This window comes from Pedobacter sp. BG31 (genome assembly GCF_042464845.1).
Classification (GTDB): Bacteria; Bacteroidota; Bacteroidia; order Sphingobacteriales; family Sphingobacteriaceae; genus Pedobacter; species Pedobacter suwonensis.
This window is the reverse complement of record NZ_JBHNZK010000001.1, coordinates 106,390-124,295: the sequence shown is the minus strand read 5'-3', so window position 1 is coordinate 124,295 and position 17,906 is coordinate 106,390. Positions and strand designations below refer to the sequence as shown.

Annotated in this window: 19 protein-coding genes; 7 read left to right on the top strand and 12 right to left on the bottom strand. The window is 37.9% G+C overall.

Translation table 11 applies throughout. The annotated features are described in order from the left end of the window. Positions 1–10: 10 nt before the first annotated feature. The 4 genes from ACFE6N_RS00590 to ACFE6N_RS00575 are packed head-to-tail and all read right to left on the bottom strand — an operon-like array spanning position 11 to position 2,440. On the bottom strand, positions 11–652 hold the full coding sequence (locus ACFE6N_RS00590; RefSeq protein ID WP_378932724.1) for a response regulator: 642 nt from the start codon (positions 650–652) through the stop codon (positions 11–13). 2 nt (positions 653–654) lie between these two features. Next, positions 655–1,446, bottom strand: coding sequence for a sensor histidine kinase (locus ACFE6N_RS00585; RefSeq protein ID WP_378932721.1), 792 nt, complete (start codon positions 1,444–1,446; stop codon positions 655–657). Continuing rightward, entirely contained in the window at positions 1,413–2,060 is a 648-nt protein-coding gene (locus ACFE6N_RS00580) for a hypothetical protein (RefSeq protein ID WP_378932718.1), read from the bottom strand. The genes ACFE6N_RS00585 and ACFE6N_RS00580 overlap by 34 nt, the downstream gene beginning before the upstream one ends. Positions 2,061–2,062: 2 nt before the next feature. After that, entirely contained in the window at positions 2,063–2,440 is a 378-nt protein-coding gene (locus tag ACFE6N_RS00575) for a hypothetical protein (protein WP_378932716.1), read from the bottom strand. A gap of 284 nt (positions 2,441–2,724) precedes the next feature. On the opposite strand from ACFE6N_RS00575, the gene ACFE6N_RS00570 reads away from it, so the two are divergent. Beyond that, positions 2,725–2,955, top strand: coding sequence for a response regulator transcription factor (locus ACFE6N_RS00570; protein ID WP_090984574.1), 231 nt, complete (start codon positions 2,725–2,727; stop codon positions 2,953–2,955). A gap of 124 nt (positions 2,956–3,079) precedes the next feature. On the opposite strand, the gene ACFE6N_RS00565 is transcribed toward ACFE6N_RS00570, so the two are convergent. Genes ACFE6N_RS00565 through ACFE6N_RS00555 form a run of 3 tightly spaced genes read right to left on the bottom strand, consistent with a single transcriptional unit; the run spans position 3,080 to position 5,050 of the window. Next, complete coding sequence (locus tag ACFE6N_RS00565) at positions 3,080–3,877, bottom strand: ABC transporter permease (RefSeq protein WP_378932713.1); 798 nt, start codon at positions 3,875–3,877, stop codon at positions 3,080–3,082. Between the two features lies 1 nt (position 3,878). Continuing rightward, positions 3,879–4,787: an ABC transporter ATP-binding protein gene (locus tag ACFE6N_RS00560; RefSeq protein WP_378932710.1), complete on the bottom strand. Its 909-nt coding sequence runs from the start codon at positions 4,785–4,787 to the stop codon at positions 3,879–3,881. A 5-nt stretch (positions 4,788–4,792) separates the two neighbouring features. Next, positions 4,793–5,050 (bottom strand): hypothetical protein, encoded by a 258-nt coding sequence (locus ACFE6N_RS00555; RefSeq protein ID WP_378932707.1) that lies wholly within the window; start codon positions 5,048–5,050, stop codon positions 4,793–4,795. Positions 5,051–5,411: 361 nt separating this feature from the next. Between ACFE6N_RS00555 and ACFE6N_RS00550 the strand changes: the two genes are divergently transcribed. Together ACFE6N_RS00550 and ACFE6N_RS00545 are read left to right on the top strand one after the other, a co-directional pair. Next, positions 5,412–6,341, top strand: a complete 930-nt coding sequence (locus tag ACFE6N_RS00550; protein WP_244950881.1) for a sensor histidine kinase — start codon at positions 5,412–5,414, stop codon at positions 6,339–6,341. Between the two features lie 56 nt (positions 6,342–6,397). Then, entirely contained in the window at positions 6,398–7,147 is a 750-nt protein-coding gene (locus ACFE6N_RS00545; RefSeq protein ID WP_090984566.1) for a LytTR family DNA-binding domain-containing protein, read from the top strand. Positions 7,148–7,399: 252 nt separating this feature from the next. Here ACFE6N_RS00545 and ACFE6N_RS00540 read toward each other — a convergent pair whose 3' ends face one another. The 3 genes from ACFE6N_RS00540 to ACFE6N_RS00530 all read right to left on the bottom strand — a co-directional run bounded on the left by ACFE6N_RS00540 (position 7,400) and on the right by ACFE6N_RS00530 (position 11,350). Beyond that, a complete protein-coding gene (locus tag ACFE6N_RS00540; RefSeq protein WP_378932703.1) occupies positions 7,400–8,158 on the bottom strand; it encodes a lysophospholipid acyltransferase family protein in 759 nt (252 codons plus the stop codon). Between the two features lie 58 nt (positions 8,159–8,216). After that, positions 8,217–8,771 (bottom strand): NUDIX domain-containing protein, encoded by a 555-nt coding sequence (locus tag ACFE6N_RS00535; protein ID WP_378932700.1) that lies wholly within the window; start codon positions 8,769–8,771, stop codon positions 8,217–8,219. A 92-nt stretch (positions 8,772–8,863) separates the two neighbouring features. Further along, positions 8,864–11,350, bottom strand: coding sequence for a TonB-dependent receptor domain-containing protein (locus ACFE6N_RS00530; RefSeq protein WP_378932697.1), 2,487 nt, complete (start codon positions 11,348–11,350; stop codon positions 8,864–8,866). A gap of 237 nt (positions 11,351–11,587) precedes the next feature. On the opposite strand from ACFE6N_RS00530, the gene ACFE6N_RS00525 reads away from it, so the two are divergent. Continuing rightward, positions 11,588–12,508, top strand: a complete 921-nt coding sequence (locus ACFE6N_RS00525; RefSeq protein ID WP_378932694.1) for an NAD(P)-dependent oxidoreductase — start codon at positions 11,588–11,590, stop codon at positions 12,506–12,508. Between the two features lie 568 nt (positions 12,509–13,076). Further along, on the top strand, positions 13,077–13,544 hold the full coding sequence (locus tag ACFE6N_RS00520) for an OsmC family protein (RefSeq protein ID WP_378932692.1): 468 nt from the start codon (positions 13,077–13,079) through the stop codon (positions 13,542–13,544). A gap of 197 nt (positions 13,545–13,741) precedes the next feature. Here the strand turns inward: ACFE6N_RS00520 and ACFE6N_RS00515 are convergent, their stop codons facing one another. Beyond that, positions 13,742–15,622 (bottom strand): M1 family metallopeptidase, encoded by a 1,881-nt coding sequence (locus tag ACFE6N_RS00515; RefSeq protein WP_378932689.1) that lies wholly within the window; start codon positions 15,620–15,622, stop codon positions 13,742–13,744. 274 nt (positions 15,623–15,896) lie between these two features. Between ACFE6N_RS00515 and greA the strand changes: the two genes are divergently transcribed. Together greA and ACFE6N_RS00505 are read left to right on the top strand one after the other, a co-directional pair. Continuing rightward, complete coding sequence (gene greA, locus ACFE6N_RS00510; protein WP_090984552.1) at positions 15,897–16,370, top strand: transcription elongation factor GreA; 474 nt, start codon at positions 15,897–15,899, stop codon at positions 16,368–16,370. A gap of 83 nt (positions 16,371–16,453) precedes the next feature. Further along, positions 16,454–16,852 (top strand): HIT family protein, encoded by a 399-nt coding sequence (locus tag ACFE6N_RS00505; protein WP_378932686.1) that lies wholly within the window; start codon positions 16,454–16,456, stop codon positions 16,850–16,852. 54 nt (positions 16,853–16,906) lie between these two features. Here the strand turns inward: ACFE6N_RS00505 and ACFE6N_RS00500 are convergent, their stop codons facing one another. Continuing rightward, positions 16,907–17,776, bottom strand: coding sequence for a hypothetical protein (locus ACFE6N_RS00500; protein WP_378932683.1), 870 nt, complete (start codon positions 17,774–17,776; stop codon positions 16,907–16,909). Positions 17,777–17,906: the final 130 nt, after the last annotated feature.

Here is a 17,906-nt window from a genome sequence, read left to right as displayed (position 1 = left end):
ATTTTTCAGGTTAAATGTTGATCAGGTTGTTTTTGATGCCGTATACCACTAATCCGGTACGCGATCTGATATTTAACTTGGCAAAAAGAGATTCTCTATAGTTGTCAACTGTTCGTGGACTTACATTCATGAGGTCGGCGATTTCTTTATAGGTAAGCTCAGTGCTGCAATATTGTAGAAATGTAAGTTCTCTGTCAGAAAATGTCGGTTTCATGTCGCCCTCTTTTAAAGCTACTAAAAGCCTTCCTGATACCAGTTCATTTACATAATAACCCTTATCTACAAGTACCTTAATGGCGGTCAACAGATCAGAAGGTGTAGATTCTTTGAGCATGTATCCCCCGGCACCTGCTTTGAGCATCCCGATTATTGCTTTTTCATCCTCAAGCATGCTGAGTGCAAGTACATGAACATTTGGGTAATTGGCTTTGATCCATTTAGTAGTGGCAAAACCATCCATTTCAGGCATGTTGATGTCCATTAAAATTAGCTGAACTTCAGCATTGCGGTTGATTTTAGCCTGAAGGTCAATGCCATTCATGGCCTCGAACATCACTTCTATTTCATCAAATTCTTCCAGTAAACTGGCTAATCCGGAACGGAAGAGGGTGTGGTCGTCAACAATTGCGATGGAAATACTTGGCTGCTGCATAATTAAGGGTAAGGGATTTCAATTGTGAGAGAAGTGCCTTCTTCCGGCGCTGAATTTAATACTAATTTTCCATTGATCATCTCCATTCTTTTGTAAATAGAATTTAGGCCCATCCCTGATTTTTTACTCTTCATCTCAACCGGATCAAATCCTATCCCGTCTTCAGCTACCTTTAGATGTAAAACGTTTTTTTCCAGATACGCATTGATCTGTATATGTTTGGCGTGAGCATGTTTTATAATGTTATTGATGATTTCCTGCAACAAGCGTAGAATAATCAAATCCTTATCAGGCGATGTGATTTGCAGATCAATTAACTGGTTATTCACTTCCAGCTCATATTTGCCTGCTTTGCTAAGCCAGTTAATTTCCTGATCAATCGCATGGCCAATACCATTTTCTACCAGTTGTTCGCCATGTAATAGTTTGGCCAGCTCCCTTAACTCTTTAATTGATTTGTTAACGAGTGCCAAGGAATTGTCTATTTTCTTTTTGGCCTTCTCTCCGTCATTTAAATTTACGGAGTTTAAGGTAAGAGTGGTGAGGCTGAGTAACTGGCCCACATTATCGTGCAATTCGGCAGCGATACTTTGCATGGTCTGATCTTGCACTTCTATACGGGTTTGAAGTATTTCTGATTCAAATTTCTGCTGCATATTCTGCTTTTCCAGAAAATGGTTCTTTTTATGCCGATTGTAAGACCTGATGTATAAAATCAAAAATACGGGCACAAGGAGGAATATAAGCGTTGCGATGGCGACTAGAAATGCAATTCTCGTTGTTTCATTCTGCATATGAAGGAATATAGCCAACAGCCATATAGAATAAGGTTTAATACGATATAAATACAATATTTCACGGTTGCAAAGCCTATAAGTTTAACGGAAAACAATCCATCAAAAAGGTTAGACATTGTACTGCCAAAGTAGTAAAACAGAACGCCTGTAATCCACCAGAATTCCGGATCTGAGTGGATCTCAATGAAGTTTTCATCTTTTAACAGCAAGTAATAATAGTAAAGGCAAAAAAGAGTGAAAATCACAGACATTACAGTAATTGTAACTGTATTTAAATTCGAAAAGGGTTGCGTAATTAAAAAGAAAATATAAGTTAGGCTTATAATACCCAAACCTATCAAAATTATAGGCTTGGGATTTATATATTTTTTCAGGCAATGGTAGAGGCCGTATAATATGGTGCTGATTTCAAAAACAAGATAAATATTAAATAGCCATAAATTATGTATTCCTCTTATGGCTAAATAAGCTGCAGCCTCTTCTGTAATGAACGCCACAGCTAAATAGCAGGTAATCACCTTACCGAAAGCATTTTTATCTTTCCATATCATATTGAGTGCAGCTATAAAGCAAACAACCTCTGCTATAAATATGGGGGATAGATATCTCATTGTTATAAAGCTACCCCGCTGCATTGATCAGGACAGCCTTGCCCGCGGTTTTCAATATTGCTTAGATCATCATAATGGTCGTTTCCTCCAACGCCATTTCCCACTCTTGGGGTAGTTGGTACCAATAATAGAGTATTTCTTCCTTCGTACGATTTAGGAACACCATCAATTGCTCCCTCCAGGTATTGTGCAAAATAAATTCTTAAACCGTCATACTTGCCTTCACTCATTGATTTTGCAATGTCCAGAATCTGTTCAGCCGGAAACCATACTGCCTTAGTATAACATTCTGAAGCGTTCATGCCATCTTTGGCATAGGCATTAACCATAGCTTCTGCAACCTTTGGGTCGATAGGTTCGCTATTTAATTTTTTGCTCATAAAATTTAGATAATTTGTTTGTAAAAGCTTAAAAGTCGATAATAATTAATGATCTGTCAAGAAGTATTTGTAAATAAATACCGTAAAAATACCTTTCCATTTAGGGCATTTTACGCTAACATCATCCCTCATTTAGCTACTACTTTTGGTATACAATAGTAAGAAATAATTTTTTACTATAGTTAAATAATGATGTCTACGCTATAAAAACAAATTTTTTAAACTTATTTCAAGAGAAGTCTGTTTCTGTAAATTTTGATTTAACTACTTAATTCTCTCAAAAAATGATAACTAACATCCTATTGCAGGACAATCATGGTTCGATTAGTGAAAGAGAAATTGAAATCGTACACCTTTTATCAATGGGTTACAACAGTAAAGAAATTGGTGCAATGCTTTTTATCAGCGAACACACCGTTAATACGCACAGAAGAAATATGGTAAGAAAATTAGATCTAAAAAATTCTTATCAATTGATTGTTTGGGCGTTTAAAGAAAGAATACTGTCTCTATAAGAGTTAAGATATATACAACCTCTCAGTCTAAACAAAAAGCCTGCTATTTGATACTAAAGTCAATTCAGCAGGCTTTTATTTGTGGGTATGTTTATAAGGGAAATGAAATTTGATCTGAGTGCAATTACTTTATGCTCTTTTTGGTTACAATAAAGTAACCAATGATAAAAAGAACTGAGGCATAAATTAAACTTGTCCATATTTCCTGGGTAAAAACAGGGAAAGCTAATGGATCATCACCTTGTTTTACCTTAGTTATTCTTAAAGCCAGCGTTGGCAAAGAATAGGGGTTCAGGTAAGCATATTTCCAACCTATGTTGGCCGTGATAATCCCCATGATGGTGCCTATAAAACCAATCCCCATTGGCTTAAGAAAATCGCTCCATAACAAGCTGAATATAAATTGTAGGGATAAAATGCCCAAAGAGGCTAAAAATAATTTGGTATAAGAATTAATCAGAATTTTTAACGGATTGTATTGATCAAAGTTAAACTTAGGGACCATTAGCTGCAGTAAATGTCCAAATGCAAAAGTAAGTGTGGCAAATAAGAATAAACAGATAAATATCAATAGTATAGCATACAGGTATTTTGCCGCATAAATTGAAAACTTTTGGAGAGGCTGGGCAAATAACATTTTCCAGGTATCGTTTTTGTGTTCAATATTGTTGACCGAAAAGGCCATAAATATGACATAAAAAGGCATGATCAGGAATCCCATTACATTTAGTGATGCACCACTATAGCGTGCCCACAACAGCATGGGTGGGTAGTGGGCAGCAATGATTTTTTCAGCGTCATAGTAAAAACCCGAACTGATTAAACCACAAATGATGAGGGGTAATAAAATGGCGGCCCAAAAGGCCAGGGTTTTCCTTGATTTGTAGAATTCTGATCGTAAGGAAATATAAAGAGCATGCATGTTAGTTGGCTTTAGTGATGTCAAGGAATAAATTTTCGAGATCTTTTCGTTGCTGGTACAGACTGCTCACAATAAAACCGTTCTGGATTAATAATGTATTTAGCTCCCCGCTGTTTTGAGAAGAAATAAATGGTAAAGTAATTACCCGCTCCGTTTTGGCTGTAACTTCATATCCCTGCTTGATTAACAAGGTGCATGCATCTTCAATATTATTAACTTCGATTTCGAGGCTGGGCTTGCTCAGTAAATGAAGTTCGTTAATCGTACCCTGAAATAATAATTGACCTTGGTTTATAATGCCAACATGTGTTGCCGTTCTTTCTATTTCTGCCAATAAATGGCTTGAAACCAGTATTGTTTTTTGATGTTTTGCGGCTAAATCGATCATGAGGTTCCGGACTTCAATAATGCCATTTGGATCCAATCCATTGGTAGGCTCGTCCAGCAGGAGTAATTCAGGATCTGAGATTAGTGCCTGTGCAATGCCCAGGCGTTGTTTCATGCCCAGCGAATATTTGTTGGCTTTTTTATTTGACGCTTCTGCTAAGCCTACCAGTGACAGCATTTCATCAGCCTTTGCTTTTTTAATGCCCAATAAGATACAACGGTTAACCAGGTTTTCTTTTCCTGTTAAATGGCCATAAATAGCCGGTTGTTCTACCAAAGCGCCTATACGTTTAAGGATCGATATGCGGTTGCTGTTTATTTCCTTGCCAAATATAAAAACCTGGTCGGATGGTGACTTCAATAGGTTTAGCAGGATTTTAATGGTAGTGGTCTTGCCAGCGCCGTTAGGTCCTAAAAAACCATAAATGCTCCCTTTCGGGACCTGTAAAGATAAATCTTTTACTATAGCCTGGTTGCCAAAGTTAAAGTTTAAACCTACGGTTTCGATAGCGTAATTACCCATTATTACTATTTGAAAATAGCAGTCGCCTGTTTCACAATAGAACCTGATGTTTTTGTAGGTTTTACAACTATTTCTGCATCATTCTGATTGGTGTTAACGGTAAGCGTTAAAATAATCATCATAAATACTGGTAATAATAAAAGTAAAAATGGCGATGTGTTTGCTAACTTTTTCATGATCGATGGTTTTATTTGAGAGATTGTGGAAACACCGTCAGTAACTACTGTTTGATTTTTGAATTGGATTGCTGATGATGTTTTCATTTTGTTTTCGTTTTGATGATTCAAAGAAACTCAAGAAAAATAACCTGCTAAAATCTATTATACCAAGTGTTCAAGATTCTAGATCAACAGACATTTTTGGCGTTTGTCGATAAAATTTGCCTATTGGGCCGTTGGTAGAAAAAAAATGCCCGTTGGTAGATTGTATAAGTAAATCGATAAAACTTTATTTATTTTGTGGCTTGAATGATATGCATCGGCTAAGCCTTATCGGCAATCATTACAATTTAATATATATCTGATGAAACAAAGTAGGGGACCATTTATATTGCATGCTATTTTTTGGGGATTTATATTTCTTCTTATCATAGTTATATCTATGATGGGTAGTGAAAAGCATACGATGAAAGATTACTTTCTGTCGTATTTTGTTTTTGGTATCGTTAATGTTTCTGTATTCTATATCAATTATATTTTTCTGATCCCATCATTCATCAAAAAAAGAAAGAAGTACTGGCTATATGTCCTCTCATTTGTTCTTTTAATCGCTGTTGCAACATTAGTTAAAACTGTCATTGCTGTTTTAAATCCTGAAGAGATGCTTCGTTATACATTCGATGGTAAAAGCCATAATATGTCTGTTAATAATTTTGCTATCAACACGGTTTTTATCATTGGTTTTTTTCTAGTATCGAGTTGCATTATCAAATTCACTATTGATTGGTTTGCAAGCGAGCGGATTCAGCGTAACTTAGAAAGTGAGCGTCGTGAGATGGAACTTCAGTTTTTAAAATCGCAGTTAAATCCACATTTTCTTTTCAACTCGCTCAACAATATCTATTCATTGGCCTATCAAAAATCGGATAAAACTGCCGATGCGATTATGAAGCTTTCTGAAATTATGCGTTACATGATTTATGAAAGCAATACACCAACCGTAGCCTTAAGTAAAGAAGTAGATTACCTAACCAGTTATATTGAATTGCAGAAGATACGTTTTAAGGATGGCGCCTATATCGAACTGACTTTGAACGGTGAGATCGATAATCAAAAAATTGTTCCTTTGATGCTAATTTCTTTTGTTGAAAATGCATTTAAACATGGTGTGGTAACCGATCCCGAAGAACCCGTTAAAATCAATATCATTGCCAACCAGAAGATTTTGCATTTTAGTGTAGTGAATAAAAAGAATCAGCAAAATAAAGATGCACAGGGTGGAGTTGGGTTAACCAATGTAGAACGACGGTTACAATTGGTTTATCCTGACAGATATAAATTAAATGTTGTAAATTCGGCTACTCATTATACCTGTGAACTGATGATTGACATATAGCCTGAAATAGCCAAGCATAAGCCGGATATTGTCATTAATTAAAATAATAACCTAAAATGAACCTAAACTGTATTGTTGTTGATGATGAGCCTTTAGCGCTTGATATTTTACAGGATTATATTTCTAAAGTGCCTTTTTTAACCATGGTTAAAAGGTGCGAAAACCCTATCGAAGCTTTGCAGATTGTTCAGGGTGGGGGAATTGATCTGGTGTTTTTGGATATTCAGATGCCTGAGTTAACCGGAATCCAGTTTTTAAAAATCGCTGGCAATAAATGCCATTATATATTAACCACTGCCTACCCCCAGTATGCTTTAGAAAGTTACGACCTCAATGTTTCGGATTATCTGTTGAAACCGATTGCGTTTGATCGATTTTATAAAGCAGTAGAAAAGGTGCATAATCAGGTAAAACCGGTTGAAGTACCCGCTAGTGTAGCACAACCCATTGTTACACCTGCACCTTTTTCTGGTTCACCAAACCCGGTTCAGGATTATATTTTCGTTAAAACAGAACATAAGATCCAGAAAATTTACCTGCACGATATTTTATACATCGAAGGATTAAAGGATTACATCTCAATTTTTACCAAAGATGAACGTGTAATTACGCTGCAAAGCATGAAAAAAATGGAAGAAGCTTTGCCTCAAAGTCAGTTTATCCGGGTACATAAATCATATATTGTAGCCGTTGATAAGATTGAAAGTATTGAGCGTAGCCGCATTACCATTAATCAAAAAACGATTCCCGTTGGCGATACCTACCGCGATGAATTTTTTAGGGTGATTGGGAATAAGAATATTTAGCGTTATTGGTGTTAGTCTTTTAGCGCTTAAACTGGTTTCAACATTTTTTTGCCACGGATTCACAGAAATACGGAGTACCTAACAAAAAATCGTCATTTCGAGCGGAGTGCAACGCGGTCGGGAAATCTGTTTAGGTAGATCTTTCCCCGCCTGTACGGGCAGGCATTTCGATGCGCTACAGAGATGACGATCATTCTATGGAAATATCTCTATGCTGTCGGAATCGAAGGATCCTTAATGAGATTAATATAATTATAGAGTCGCTGGCTGAGCCATTGGCTGATTTAAAACTTTTCGGATTTCGTTTTCTATTTCGAGCGTAATCTCATTTGCTGGTTTTACTCCTGGTTCTATCGGTTTTAACACTGTCCATTTTAAAGCATTTCCTGTCGCTAAGGGAAACATGCCAAATCGTACAATTTTCCATGAATTTTCTATGGCCACCGGAACGATCAAAGCATTGGGTACCACTTTTAACAGGGTAGCGATACCGCCAAATTGAAATGTTTTCAATTTCCCGTCTTTTGCCCGCGTACCCTCAGGGAAAATAACAGTGCTCCAGTTATGTTCTTTCATTCTACGGCCAAGTTTGATGATTTCAGAAATGGCCTGCTTGTTATCTTTCCGGTTGATGTTTGCCCCGCCTCCCAAACGCAGGTTGATGGATATGGATGGAATACCTTTAGTAAGCTCAATTTTAGAAATGAATTTTGCACTGTATCTTCTTAAGAACCAAATTAGCGAGGGGATATCGTACATACTTTGGTGATTTGCTGCAAAAATAATGGGCCTATCGGTTGGCAGATCATATTCGTTTTTAAAACTGATCGAATTGAAAAGGAAAAGCTGACAATAGGTAAGGAAAAAATTAAGAATATCAACCGAAACCTTATGTGCTTTATAGCCAAAAAGTTTATAACAAAGCCATTGTATAGGATGAAAGACACAAAGGCTTAATCCAAATAAAATATAAAAAATAGGGCTTAAAATATATCCGAAAAGCTTGCTCATCTGGTTGATTTAATGGATGGCAAAGATAATAATAAATTATTTTGGTTAACTGTAGCCGTTACAATTCCCCATTCAGCATCATGAGCTTTGCTTTTAAAATTGCGGCTACGCTCATCGAATCAGTGATTTTTCCATCCAAAACCATTTGATAGGCTTCATTAAATGGCAATTTTTTTACAACCAGTTGTTCTGTTTCTTCAGGCATGGCAACACCTTCAATAAGATCGGTAGCAATATAGATAATGCTTAATTCGTCGCTTACCGAGTTGGAAAGGTGCATTCTCTGGATCTCTTTCCATGCTCTTGCACTTATGCCCGTTTCTTCCAGTAATTCTCTTCTTGCACTTTCCAAAGGCGCTTCATGGAACGGTCCGCCACCTTCCGGAATCTCCCAACTGTAGGCATTTAACGGATACCGGTATTGACCAACCAGCCAGGTATTATCGTTTTCATCTAACGGAAGAATGCCTATGGCCAGGTTCTTAAAATGAACGGTACCGTAAATCCCTTCCCCGCCAGATGGATTAATCACCTGGTGTTCGGTTAGGCGGATCCAGTTATTGTCATATTTTACCTCGCTCTTTAGCGTTTTCCAGGGGTTGATTTCTTCCATGGCTGCAAGATAAGCAATCATCCTATTTTTTGTTGTGGGTTTCTACAATATCAAAAAAAAAGCTTAGAAATGATTTCTAAGCTCTTTGGTTATTAAAATGACCCTTCATCAGGGCGGTTATCCTGCTCCTCTTTTTTCTTTTTATTTGTACCGGTAAAGGTGGTTTTTCCAAAGCGGTAAGAGAAAGTTAAATTTCCCATTGTACCCTGAAACTGTCGCTCAAAATCAACAATTGTTGCGCGATCTTCAGTAGTCATGCTCCATCTTCTGGTATTAAATATATCCCTAACATTGAAACTTAAAGATGCTTTTTTATTAGGGAAATCATATTTGGCGCCCCCGTCAATTCCATACATGGCGTTACGTTTTCCCTGTGCCATCACTTCTGCAGCCCTGTAGTCGCCGCGTACCTGTAATGATAAATTTTTAACAACCGTTAAATTTCCGGTTACGTTGGCGTTCCAGCTAAAGCCACTGCTTGATGGGATATCAAACCGGGCGTCGCCGGCAAATTTTGCCTGGTACAAGTTTACGTTCGTGGTAAAATTCAAAGCCTTGATCAGGTCAAAACGTCCGATTAATTCCAGTCCGCTGTTAATCTGGTTTGATAAGTTTTGAGGCGTTGAGGTAATAATTCCATTAACCGGTGTACTTCTTACACGCTGGATTACATCATTGGTTTGACGGAAATACAAGCTTGAAGTCAAGGTAATTTTTTTCCAGTATTTGCTATAGCCCAACTCAAATGAGTGTACATCTTCCGGCAATAAATTCGGGTTACCACCTCTGTAATTTAATGGATCGGAAACATCTAAAAATGGATTGGTATCCCATGGACGTGGACGGTTTACCCGACGGGTGTAACTCAACTGAAGCTGGTTATCGCCCTTTAGTTTCTGTGTTAAAAATATGCTCGGGTATATTCTTTTATAATGGATATTTCCTTCGGCAGTGGTTAATGTATTGTTGGTATAGCCTTCCAGATGTGTATCTAAACGTGCATCTTCGCCTCTTAAACCTATCTGGTAGCCAAAATCTTTAATTTGGTTCTGGTAATTGAAATACAGGGCATGCACCTGATCTTTGCTGTCAAAACCATTGATCAATTTGTTGTTTCTAATGTAAATGCTGCTGTTGGTTAGGATCGAATCGGCATACTGATCATTTTCACCTAAACGGATCTGGCTGCGGTAACCCACTTCAATTTTACCCGCTTTACCTACAGGCAATGCGTAATCAGTCTGGATGTTGTAATTGGTGTTGTTACCGGTATTGAATACACGCTGTAAACTCAGGGTCTCATCAATAGGCACACCATTACGGTTGGTAGTATTGGTACTGTAATACTGATCGTTATTGTTGGTGCCGTGCGAATAGCCGAAATTAAATGTCAGTTCTTCCTTTGGTTTTTTAAACTTCTGTACGTAATCTAAGTTTGCGTCATAACTTGATCCAAAACCATCGGTGTTATTCGTTCTGTTGCTGAGTAGAACCGGCAATTGGTTTTTATCTAATTGTCTGATGTTGAGCAGATCGCTACGTTCATTTTCTCTTGAATTAAAGCCACCTGATAAGCTGATTACACTTTTAGGTGCTATGTAATAATCAATACCTGCTTTGGCATTATGTCCTTTATCCAATGATTTGGAAACGGTGTTTTGACTGGCAAATCTGGTATTTAATGAATCAGATTTATAGGTAATATCCTGAAAACCACCTCCAACGCGATTGCCATAACGGTAACCATAGTTTCCATAAATGTTGACTTTGCTGTTCTGGAAACTTAAGTTGGTATTGGCATTATAATTATCACGGTTACCTGCAGTTAAGGCAACTGAACCATTAAAGCCCAGTTTGGTGTTTTTCTTAAGTACGATATTGATAATGCCAGATTGGCCTTCGGCATCGTATTTTGCTGATGGATTGGTAATAACTTCAACACTTTCAATAGAGCTGGCGGGGATGGATTGCAAAATCTGCGCTACGTTGCCGCCAGCAATTAAAGATGGTTTTCCATCAATTAAAACTTTAACACCTGACGAACCTCGCAAACTCACATTGCCATCCATATCGGTAGAAACAGATGGTACATTCTGTAACAAATCGCCTGCAGAACCGCCTTCGCTGATTACGCTCTGATCGACCGAGAAAATCTTTTTATCGATTCCCATTTGCATACCTGATTTTTGGCCGGTTACGGTAATTTCGCTTAATACATTGCCTTTTGCAGTATTCATTTTAATATCGCCAAAATTTAAGGTACCTGTGCCTGCCGTTATTTTGATATTATCCCTCACCATGGTTTGGTAACCCACAAAGCTAATTTTAAATGTAAAGGTTCCGGTAGGAATATCAGTCATTACAAAAGCGCCGTTTACATCGGTTTGAGCTATTTTTGCATTTTTGGCCGTAGCTTTATCAATTAAAACCGCTGTAGCAAATGGAATGGTTTCCTGGGTTTTTGCATCTTTAAGTACTCCGGTAATTTTTGCCTTTCCGCTTGTTTGTGCGAAAAGATTAAATGATAAGCTTAAAAGTAAAAGGGTAATCTGTATAGTTCTGGATTGTAAAAGTCTCATTAAAAATAAAATTTCGTGTGTTTTTATAAAGGGAGACAAAGTAACGGCAACTTAGTTTAATAAACGGGCCGTAACTATTTTATTACAGCCATTTTATAGTAATATTTTTGTGGGCAATATGAAGTTTTGCAGTTAATGGTATGTAATTACCGGTTTTATAAAAACTATAAATGAATTTTCAATTGAACAATCTTCAAAATGTTACTTTTGTTCATCAAATTGAGCATAGACTAAAAAATGAAAAAAATATTAATTGTTGATGATCTGCATCCTGCCTTTAAAGAGCAGGCCGTTGCGATGGGTTATCAGGTAGATGATGAACCACAGATTACCCGACAACAAACATTGGATAAGATAAAGGATTATACCGGGATTGCCGTACGTACAAAATTCAGGATTGATGAGGAGATTTTTGCTGCTGCCACCAATTTAAAATTTGTAGCCAGGGCAGGGGCTGGCTTGGATAATATTGATGATAAAATTGCCTTTGAAAGGAATATCGAATTGATTAATGCACCTGAAGGCAATTGCGATGCTGTCGGCGAGCATGCCACAGGTTTGCTCTTATCGTTGATGAATAATTTTCGTAAGGCTGATATCGAAATCAGGAATGGTGTTTGGGATCGGGAAGGAAACCGGGGTTACGAGTTGAAAGGCAAAAAAGTCGGGATTATAGGTTACGGTTTTATGGGGCAAAGCTTCGCTAAAAAACTGACCGGTTTTGAGGTTGATGTGATGGCTTATGATAAGTACAAAACCGGTTTTTCTGATGCGTTTGCCCGTGAGGTAAGTATGGAAGAAATTGTGAAATATAGCGATGTGCTGAGCCTGCACATTCCTTTAACAACAGAAACCAGACAAATGGTTGATGACGAATATTTCTTTCATTTTAAAAAGCCCATCTTCTTTATCAACACTGCCAGAGGAGAGATTGTTAATACCACTGCCGTATTGAATGCGATAAAAAATGGAAAGGTTTTGGGCGCCGGACTGGATGTGCTGCAAACAGAAAAATTCCCGGCTTTAGGCGAACAGCTCTGGTATGATGAATTAAGACATAATAATCAGGTTATTTTAACGCCACATGTGGGTGGCTGGACGTTCGATTCGTACCGTAAAATTTCGGAAGTTTTGGCTGAGAAACTTCGGAATATTTAATGCTTTATGGCAAATCAAGCTATTCAATCAAAAGAATATATTAAAAGCTTCGATTTTGAATATGTTGAAACCTATTCTTTTCAGCAAGAGGCCTATTATTCGGAAACGAATAGGAATACTGGGGAAATATCCTGGCATGATCAGCGTATAATCGATTTAGATAAGAAATTGAATAATTCTTCACAAAAAATAAGTTCATTTCAGCGTAATGATGCAGATGCATTTATACTGATCAGTATTCTAGAAACTGATATCGTGAATTTACCTTCGTGGCTTTGTGCGCCTATTTACAGGGATGCGATTATATTTTACAATAAGAAAAGAGAAATAATTTCTGCGCTTAATATCTGTTTTGAATGTTTTATATGGAAACTGACAAGCATATTAATATCGACGCTGATGAAAGAAACTATGAATTGCTCAAATCGTTTTTAAATTCAAAAGGGCATTATATTCGGTGAGACCTATGAAGTTTTTAAAACCTCATAGGTCTGGAAGTAGAAGCGAAAAATAGATAAATCTCCATTTTATTTTCTTAAATTGGCAATACAATCTAACCAGTTTTATTATGCCGAAAGATCATCTATATTCGACCACCGTTACCTGGACGGGCAACAAAGGATCAGGTACAATGGATTACCGCTCGTACGACAGAGATTATGTAATTTCAGTAAAAGGTAAAGCAGATATTGCAGGCTCTTCTGATTCTGTTTTTTTAGGCGATAAATCTAAGTATAACCCGGAAGATTTGCTTTTGGCTTCAATTTCCAGCTGCCACATGCTCTGGTATTTACACTTATGCTCCAAAAATGGAATCGTGGTTATTGATTATAAAGATGAAGCAGTAGGTACAATGGAAGAATCGGCTGATGGAAGCGGCCGTTTTAAAGAAGTTATCCTGCATCCTCAAATCTTAATTGCTGATCAGGCGACTTATGAACTGGCAGAATCGCTACACCAAGAAGCGAATAAAATGTGTTTTATAGCCAATTCTTTAAATTTTCCGGTTAAACATCATCCGGTTATCAGTTATTAGTTTGCAGTTTTCAATTTGCAGTTATCACAAAAACTGGGAGAGAATGACGAGTCAATCGTTAAAAATTTCAGTTAACCGCATTACAAATGCGGGTTTCTGTAATCCGCGTTGCAAACGCGAACAATAAAGTTTTCAGTCCCCATTAATAGTTTTCAGTTGGCGGTTCATACTGCCAACTGAAAACCGCATACCGTCAACTATTGTCCTGACCAAACATTATCCTTCGGTGTGGCATCCATAAAGATTCCATTATCCAATGCAACCGATTTTACTTTTTTAGCCGTATTCAGCGCGATGTTCAGCTCCTTTTGATTGGCTTTCCAAACTGACGGACTTTTGTGTATAGTCTCGGTTTGCCCATCGATATAGGTTATCACCATATCAAACGGAATGGCAAATCCGCCCACGTTTTTAATGGTTACAGTTGATTTTCCTTTTGCTGGTGTTACTTTGCTTATGGCTAAATCGAGGTAGTTGTTGGTGAAGAACCAGTTCTGGAAAAACCAGTTTAGGTTCTGCCCTGAACCTGCATTCATGGAATTGAAATAATCCCATGGAATAGGATGTTTACCGTTCCAGTTGCTCATATAGGTGTTCAGTGCTTTTTTAAATAAATCATCTCCCAGCATATCTTTAAGTGCCAGATAAGATAATGAAGCTTTCCCGTAAGAGTTGTTCCCATAACCTGCGCCCGAAACCTGATCAGACATCGAAATAATGGGCTGATCTTCTTCTGCCGATTTATCATTAATATAGTTATTTACCCTAAATTTCCTGTAAAAATCGTCTGCCGCCTGTTTGCCATGCTCGGCAATGCCGATTAAATATTCGAATGTGGTGGCCCATCCTTCATCCATATAGGCATAACGGGTTTCGTTAATGCCCATGTAAAAAGGGAAGTAAGTGTGGGCAACTTCATGGTCCTGAACCAATTGTGCAAATACCGGATCGCCAAATTGAGAATCGTTCACCATCATTGGATATTCCATGTCTGCAAAACCTTGAAAAGCAATGGTTTTAACATAAGGGTAAGGGATTCCCGGCCAGTTGTTGGAAAACCAATCCAGAGCATTGAGGTTGTATTTAACCGAGTTGACAAAATCTGTTCCTGTAGCTGGGTTGTAAGCTGCCTGGGCACTGGCACGCCGATTGGTCTTTTTATCCACTATTACGCTGGCACCATCCCAAGCATAGTGATTACTCAAGGCAAAAGTAACATCGGTAATGTGGTTTACCGCAAACTTCCAGGTATTCCAGTCGTTTTGCTGTGTTACCTTACCACCTTTCATTTCCTGCTCGGTGGCGATATGGATCACTTCATCACCATTATATGATTTTTTTAAACGTGCAGAAATCTCCGGTTGTAAAACTTCATCGGGGTTGAGGAAATCGCCGGTTGCATAAACCACATAGTTTTTAGGGGCTTTGATTGAGAATTCATAATCGTTAAAGTCATTATAGAATTCGGCCCTGTTAGTGTGTGGAATGCGGTCCCATCCGTTATAATCATCGTAGACCGATATACGGGGGTAGCTATAAGCAACAAAAAAAGAATTTGGATCAATCTGTCCTTCCCGTCCGCTTTCTTTTGATAAGGGGTAATCCCATTCAATTTTAACGGTGATTTTAGATTTTGGCAATAAAGGGTTTTTTAACGTAACATTGCCAACCGTTCCCCAGTTTTTGCTGTCCACCTTATATTTCTGACCATCTACCCAAAAGGCCTTGATATTTAAACCTGTACTCAGAAAATCTTCGCTAACTGCACCACTTCTTGGTGCGGTGGGTTTATGCAGGTTATTTACAAAGCGTATGGCCAGGTTTTTTAAGGTGTCTGAACTGTTGTTGCTGTATAAAATTTCTTCTTTACCGCTAACTACTTTGGTTTCGGCATCTACCTGGATATCCATATTGTATTTGCCATGATTTTGCCAATAATTTGGCCCGGGTTTCCCGTTCATGGCACGTGTACCTTTAGCATAGGCTGCTTTAATATTCCGGGGCATGTAAAGTTCCTGTGCAGAAACTGTATAGCCACCCAGGCAAACGAGCAGGGCAATAGAAAATAACTTTTTCATTTTTAAGAATAATTTAAGCTAAATTAAAATTAATGATTGAATTTTGAATACCTGTGCGATTGAATGTTATGTAAATGATTGATTAATCTCGCGATGAAACAGTTTGGCGTAAAAAAAAGATGGTGAAAGCTAAAATTCCGTTAAATCTTAATCTTTTATTTGCTTTTGTAATTTCCACATTTTATCTTCGTTATAATTGAAGCAAGACTATGTAGCAAACCAACTATATAGTCTTGTTTGTTTTTTATAGCGTTTGAACAAAATTAATAGAGCAATGACAGAGGTAACCTACTACACCCAAGAAGGGTTAGATAAATTAAAAGAGGAAGTTCATTATTTAACTACCACCGGTCGTCAGCTAATATCTAAAGCAATTGCAGAAGCAAGGGATAAAGGTGATTTATCGGAGAATGCGGAATACGATGCCGCAAAAGAAGCGCAGGGGCTGCACGAAGCTAAAATAGCTAAATTACAGAATACATTGGCAAATGCACGTTTGATCGATGAGTCGCGTTTGGACTTATCGAAGGTACTGGCATTATCTATTGTAAAAATAAAAAATGTTAAAAATGGGGCAACCATGACCTACCAATTGGTGGCAGAGAGTGAAGCCGATTTAAAAACCGGAAAGATTTCGGTGAAATCGCCCATTGCACAGGGCTTATTGGGAAAATCGGTAGGAGAACTTGCTGAAATTGAAGTGCCTGCAGGCAAAATGCAATTTGAAGTTTTAGAAATATCAAGATAAGGTAGAAGGCGGAGGGTTTAAGGCTTAAGGTCTACACTCCGCTCTAAAAACCTTACACCTTCCACCCTTTAACCTTCCACCTCATGACTATCTTCTCTAAAATCGTTGCAGGCGAAATTCCTGCTCATGTTGTTGCTGAAACTGTAGAATATTTAGCATTTTTAGATGTTTCGCCACTAACTGCCGGCCATGTGCTGGTTATCCCAAAAATTGAAGTAGACTACCTCTTCGATATGGAGGAAGACTTGTATGTTGGTTTGTGGATGTTTGCTAAAATTGTAGCAAAAGGTGTAAAAATAGCTTTTCCATGCAAAAAAGTAGGCGTTTCGGTCATCGGATTGGAAGTGCCGCACGCACATATTCATTTAATCCCGATGAATAATGTAAGTGATATGAATTTCAGCAAAGAAAAGTTAAAGCCAAGCAATGAGGAATTGGCTGAAGCAGCCGAAAAAATTAAACAAGCCTTACTAGAGGTATAAAAGGCCGGCTGTAAAAACACAGCCGACCATTCTATTTGCTCAACCCCAAATATTTTATTGTGCCGGAGCAACCGTGGTTGTGGTCGAAACATAAGGCCAAACTGATCCCGGAGCTGCCGATCCCGGGATAGTAATTCCTTTATTATCGCCTCTTTTGGTATCGGATGCAAAACAATACAATGGCCATCCTTTGTAGGTAAGTTGTTTTTTATTCACGCTGGCTACTGTGATTACACCCAGGTCTGTTTTTGCCATTACAGATGGAACATTCTGTATTTCAGAAGTATAAACTGGCCAGATTCCTTCTTGTGTTGTGCCTTTTGTATAAGTATTTAATCCGTTTTTATCGGGAGCAAAGGCGTAAAGTGTTCTGCCAAATGCATCAGTAAGGTATTTGGTGAGTCCAGTTCCCTCCACATAAGTACTGGTATAGGTTTTGGTATCAGCCCCTACCAGTTGTGCATTGGCCAACATCAACGAATAATCAGGTTTTGCCACAAACCAGATCCCGCCAACGCCGTCGCCTTTAATGTCTCCTTTAGCAGCATCGCCGGCAAAATAATAAAGTGGGTAACCACGGTAAGTACTTTGTTTACGCCCATCTGTACGGGTAACCTCGCCTACTTCTGCCTTATTCAGGTTTAAATCTGTACTGGCATCGGTACTGTAATAAAGTGGCCAGTTGGTTTCACAACCATTTGTACAAGTAGGTACTCCTGCGGCATCATTAGCAAAAAAATATAAGGTTTTACCGTCTTTATCCGTTAATACAGTGCCGAATTTGGCATCGCTTGCCAATTGGATTCCTTTATTGTTATTGTTTGGCGGAGTTGTTGGCTCATCTGAATTGCTTTTTTTGCAGGCAGTAAATACTACAGCTATACAAAGTACAGCCAATAGATTTCTTTTTAAGTAGATTAGCATAAGATTTTGTTTTAAGTTTTAACTTTAATAAAAATTGATATGCTGCTATTACGCCCACAGGTTTTAAATGGTTGCTTCCATAACGAAGGTTTTTAAGCCAAAATGAATAATAACAGATATTTTAAAAAAG

Excerpts from the sequence above, each read along its gene's own strand:
- ACFE6N_RS00590 (WP_378932724.1), bottom strand. The coding sequence starts at position 652 with ATGCAGCAGCCAAGTATTTCCATCGCAATTGTTGACGACCACACCCTC.
- ACFE6N_RS00585 (WP_378932721.1), bottom strand. The coding sequence starts at position 1,446 with ATGCAGAATGAAACAACGAGAATTGCATTTCTAGTCGCCATCGCAACG.
- ACFE6N_RS00580 (WP_378932718.1), bottom strand. The coding sequence starts at position 2,060 with ATGAGATATCTATCCCCCATATTTATAGCAGAGGTTGTTTGCTTTATA.
- ACFE6N_RS00575 (WP_378932716.1), bottom strand. The coding sequence starts at position 2,440 with ATGAGCAAAAAATTAAATAGCGAACCTATCGACCCAAAGGTTGCAGAA.
- ACFE6N_RS00570 (WP_090984574.1), top strand. The coding sequence starts at position 2,725 with ATGATAACTAACATCCTATTGCAGGACAATCATGGTTCGATTAGTGAA.
- ACFE6N_RS00565 (WP_378932713.1), bottom strand. The coding sequence starts at position 3,877 with ATGCATGCTCTTTATATTTCCTTACGATCAGAATTCTACAAATCAAGG.
- ACFE6N_RS00560 (WP_378932710.1), bottom strand. The coding sequence starts at position 4,787 with ATGGGTAATTACGCTATCGAAACCGTAGGTTTAAACTTTAACTTTGGC.
- ACFE6N_RS00555 (WP_378932707.1), bottom strand. The coding sequence starts at position 5,050 with ATGAAAACATCATCAGCAATCCAATTCAAAAATCAAACAGTAGTTACT.
- ACFE6N_RS00550 (WP_244950881.1), top strand. The coding sequence starts at position 5,412 with ATGAAAGATTACTTTCTGTCGTATTTTGTTTTTGGTATCGTTAATGTT.
- ACFE6N_RS00545 (WP_090984566.1), top strand. The coding sequence starts at position 6,398 with ATGAACCTAAACTGTATTGTTGTTGATGATGAGCCTTTAGCGCTTGAT.
- ACFE6N_RS00540 (WP_378932703.1), bottom strand. The coding sequence starts at position 8,158 with ATGAGCAAGCTTTTCGGATATATTTTAAGCCCTATTTTTTATATTTTA.
- ACFE6N_RS00535 (WP_378932700.1), bottom strand. The coding sequence starts at position 8,771 with ATGGAAGAAATCAACCCCTGGAAAACGCTAAAGAGCGAGGTAAAATAT.
- ACFE6N_RS00530 (WP_378932697.1), bottom strand. The coding sequence starts at position 11,350 with ATGAGACTTTTACAATCCAGAACTATACAGATTACCCTTTTACTTTTA.
- ACFE6N_RS00525 (WP_378932694.1), top strand. The coding sequence starts at position 11,588 with ATGAAAAAAATATTAATTGTTGATGATCTGCATCCTGCCTTTAAAGAG.
- ACFE6N_RS00520 (WP_378932692.1), top strand. The coding sequence starts at position 13,077 with ATGCCGAAAGATCATCTATATTCGACCACCGTTACCTGGACGGGCAAC.
- ACFE6N_RS00515 (WP_378932689.1), bottom strand. The coding sequence starts at position 15,622 with ATGAAAAAGTTATTTTCTATTGCCCTGCTCGTTTGCCTGGGTGGCTAT.
- greA (WP_090984552.1), top strand. The coding sequence starts at position 15,897 with ATGACAGAGGTAACCTACTACACCCAAGAAGGGTTAGATAAATTAAAA.
- ACFE6N_RS00505 (WP_378932686.1), top strand. The coding sequence starts at position 16,454 with ATGACTATCTTCTCTAAAATCGTTGCAGGCGAAATTCCTGCTCATGTT.
- ACFE6N_RS00500 (WP_378932683.1), bottom strand. The coding sequence starts at position 17,776 with ATGCTAATCTACTTAAAAAGAAATCTATTGGCTGTACTTTGTATAGCT.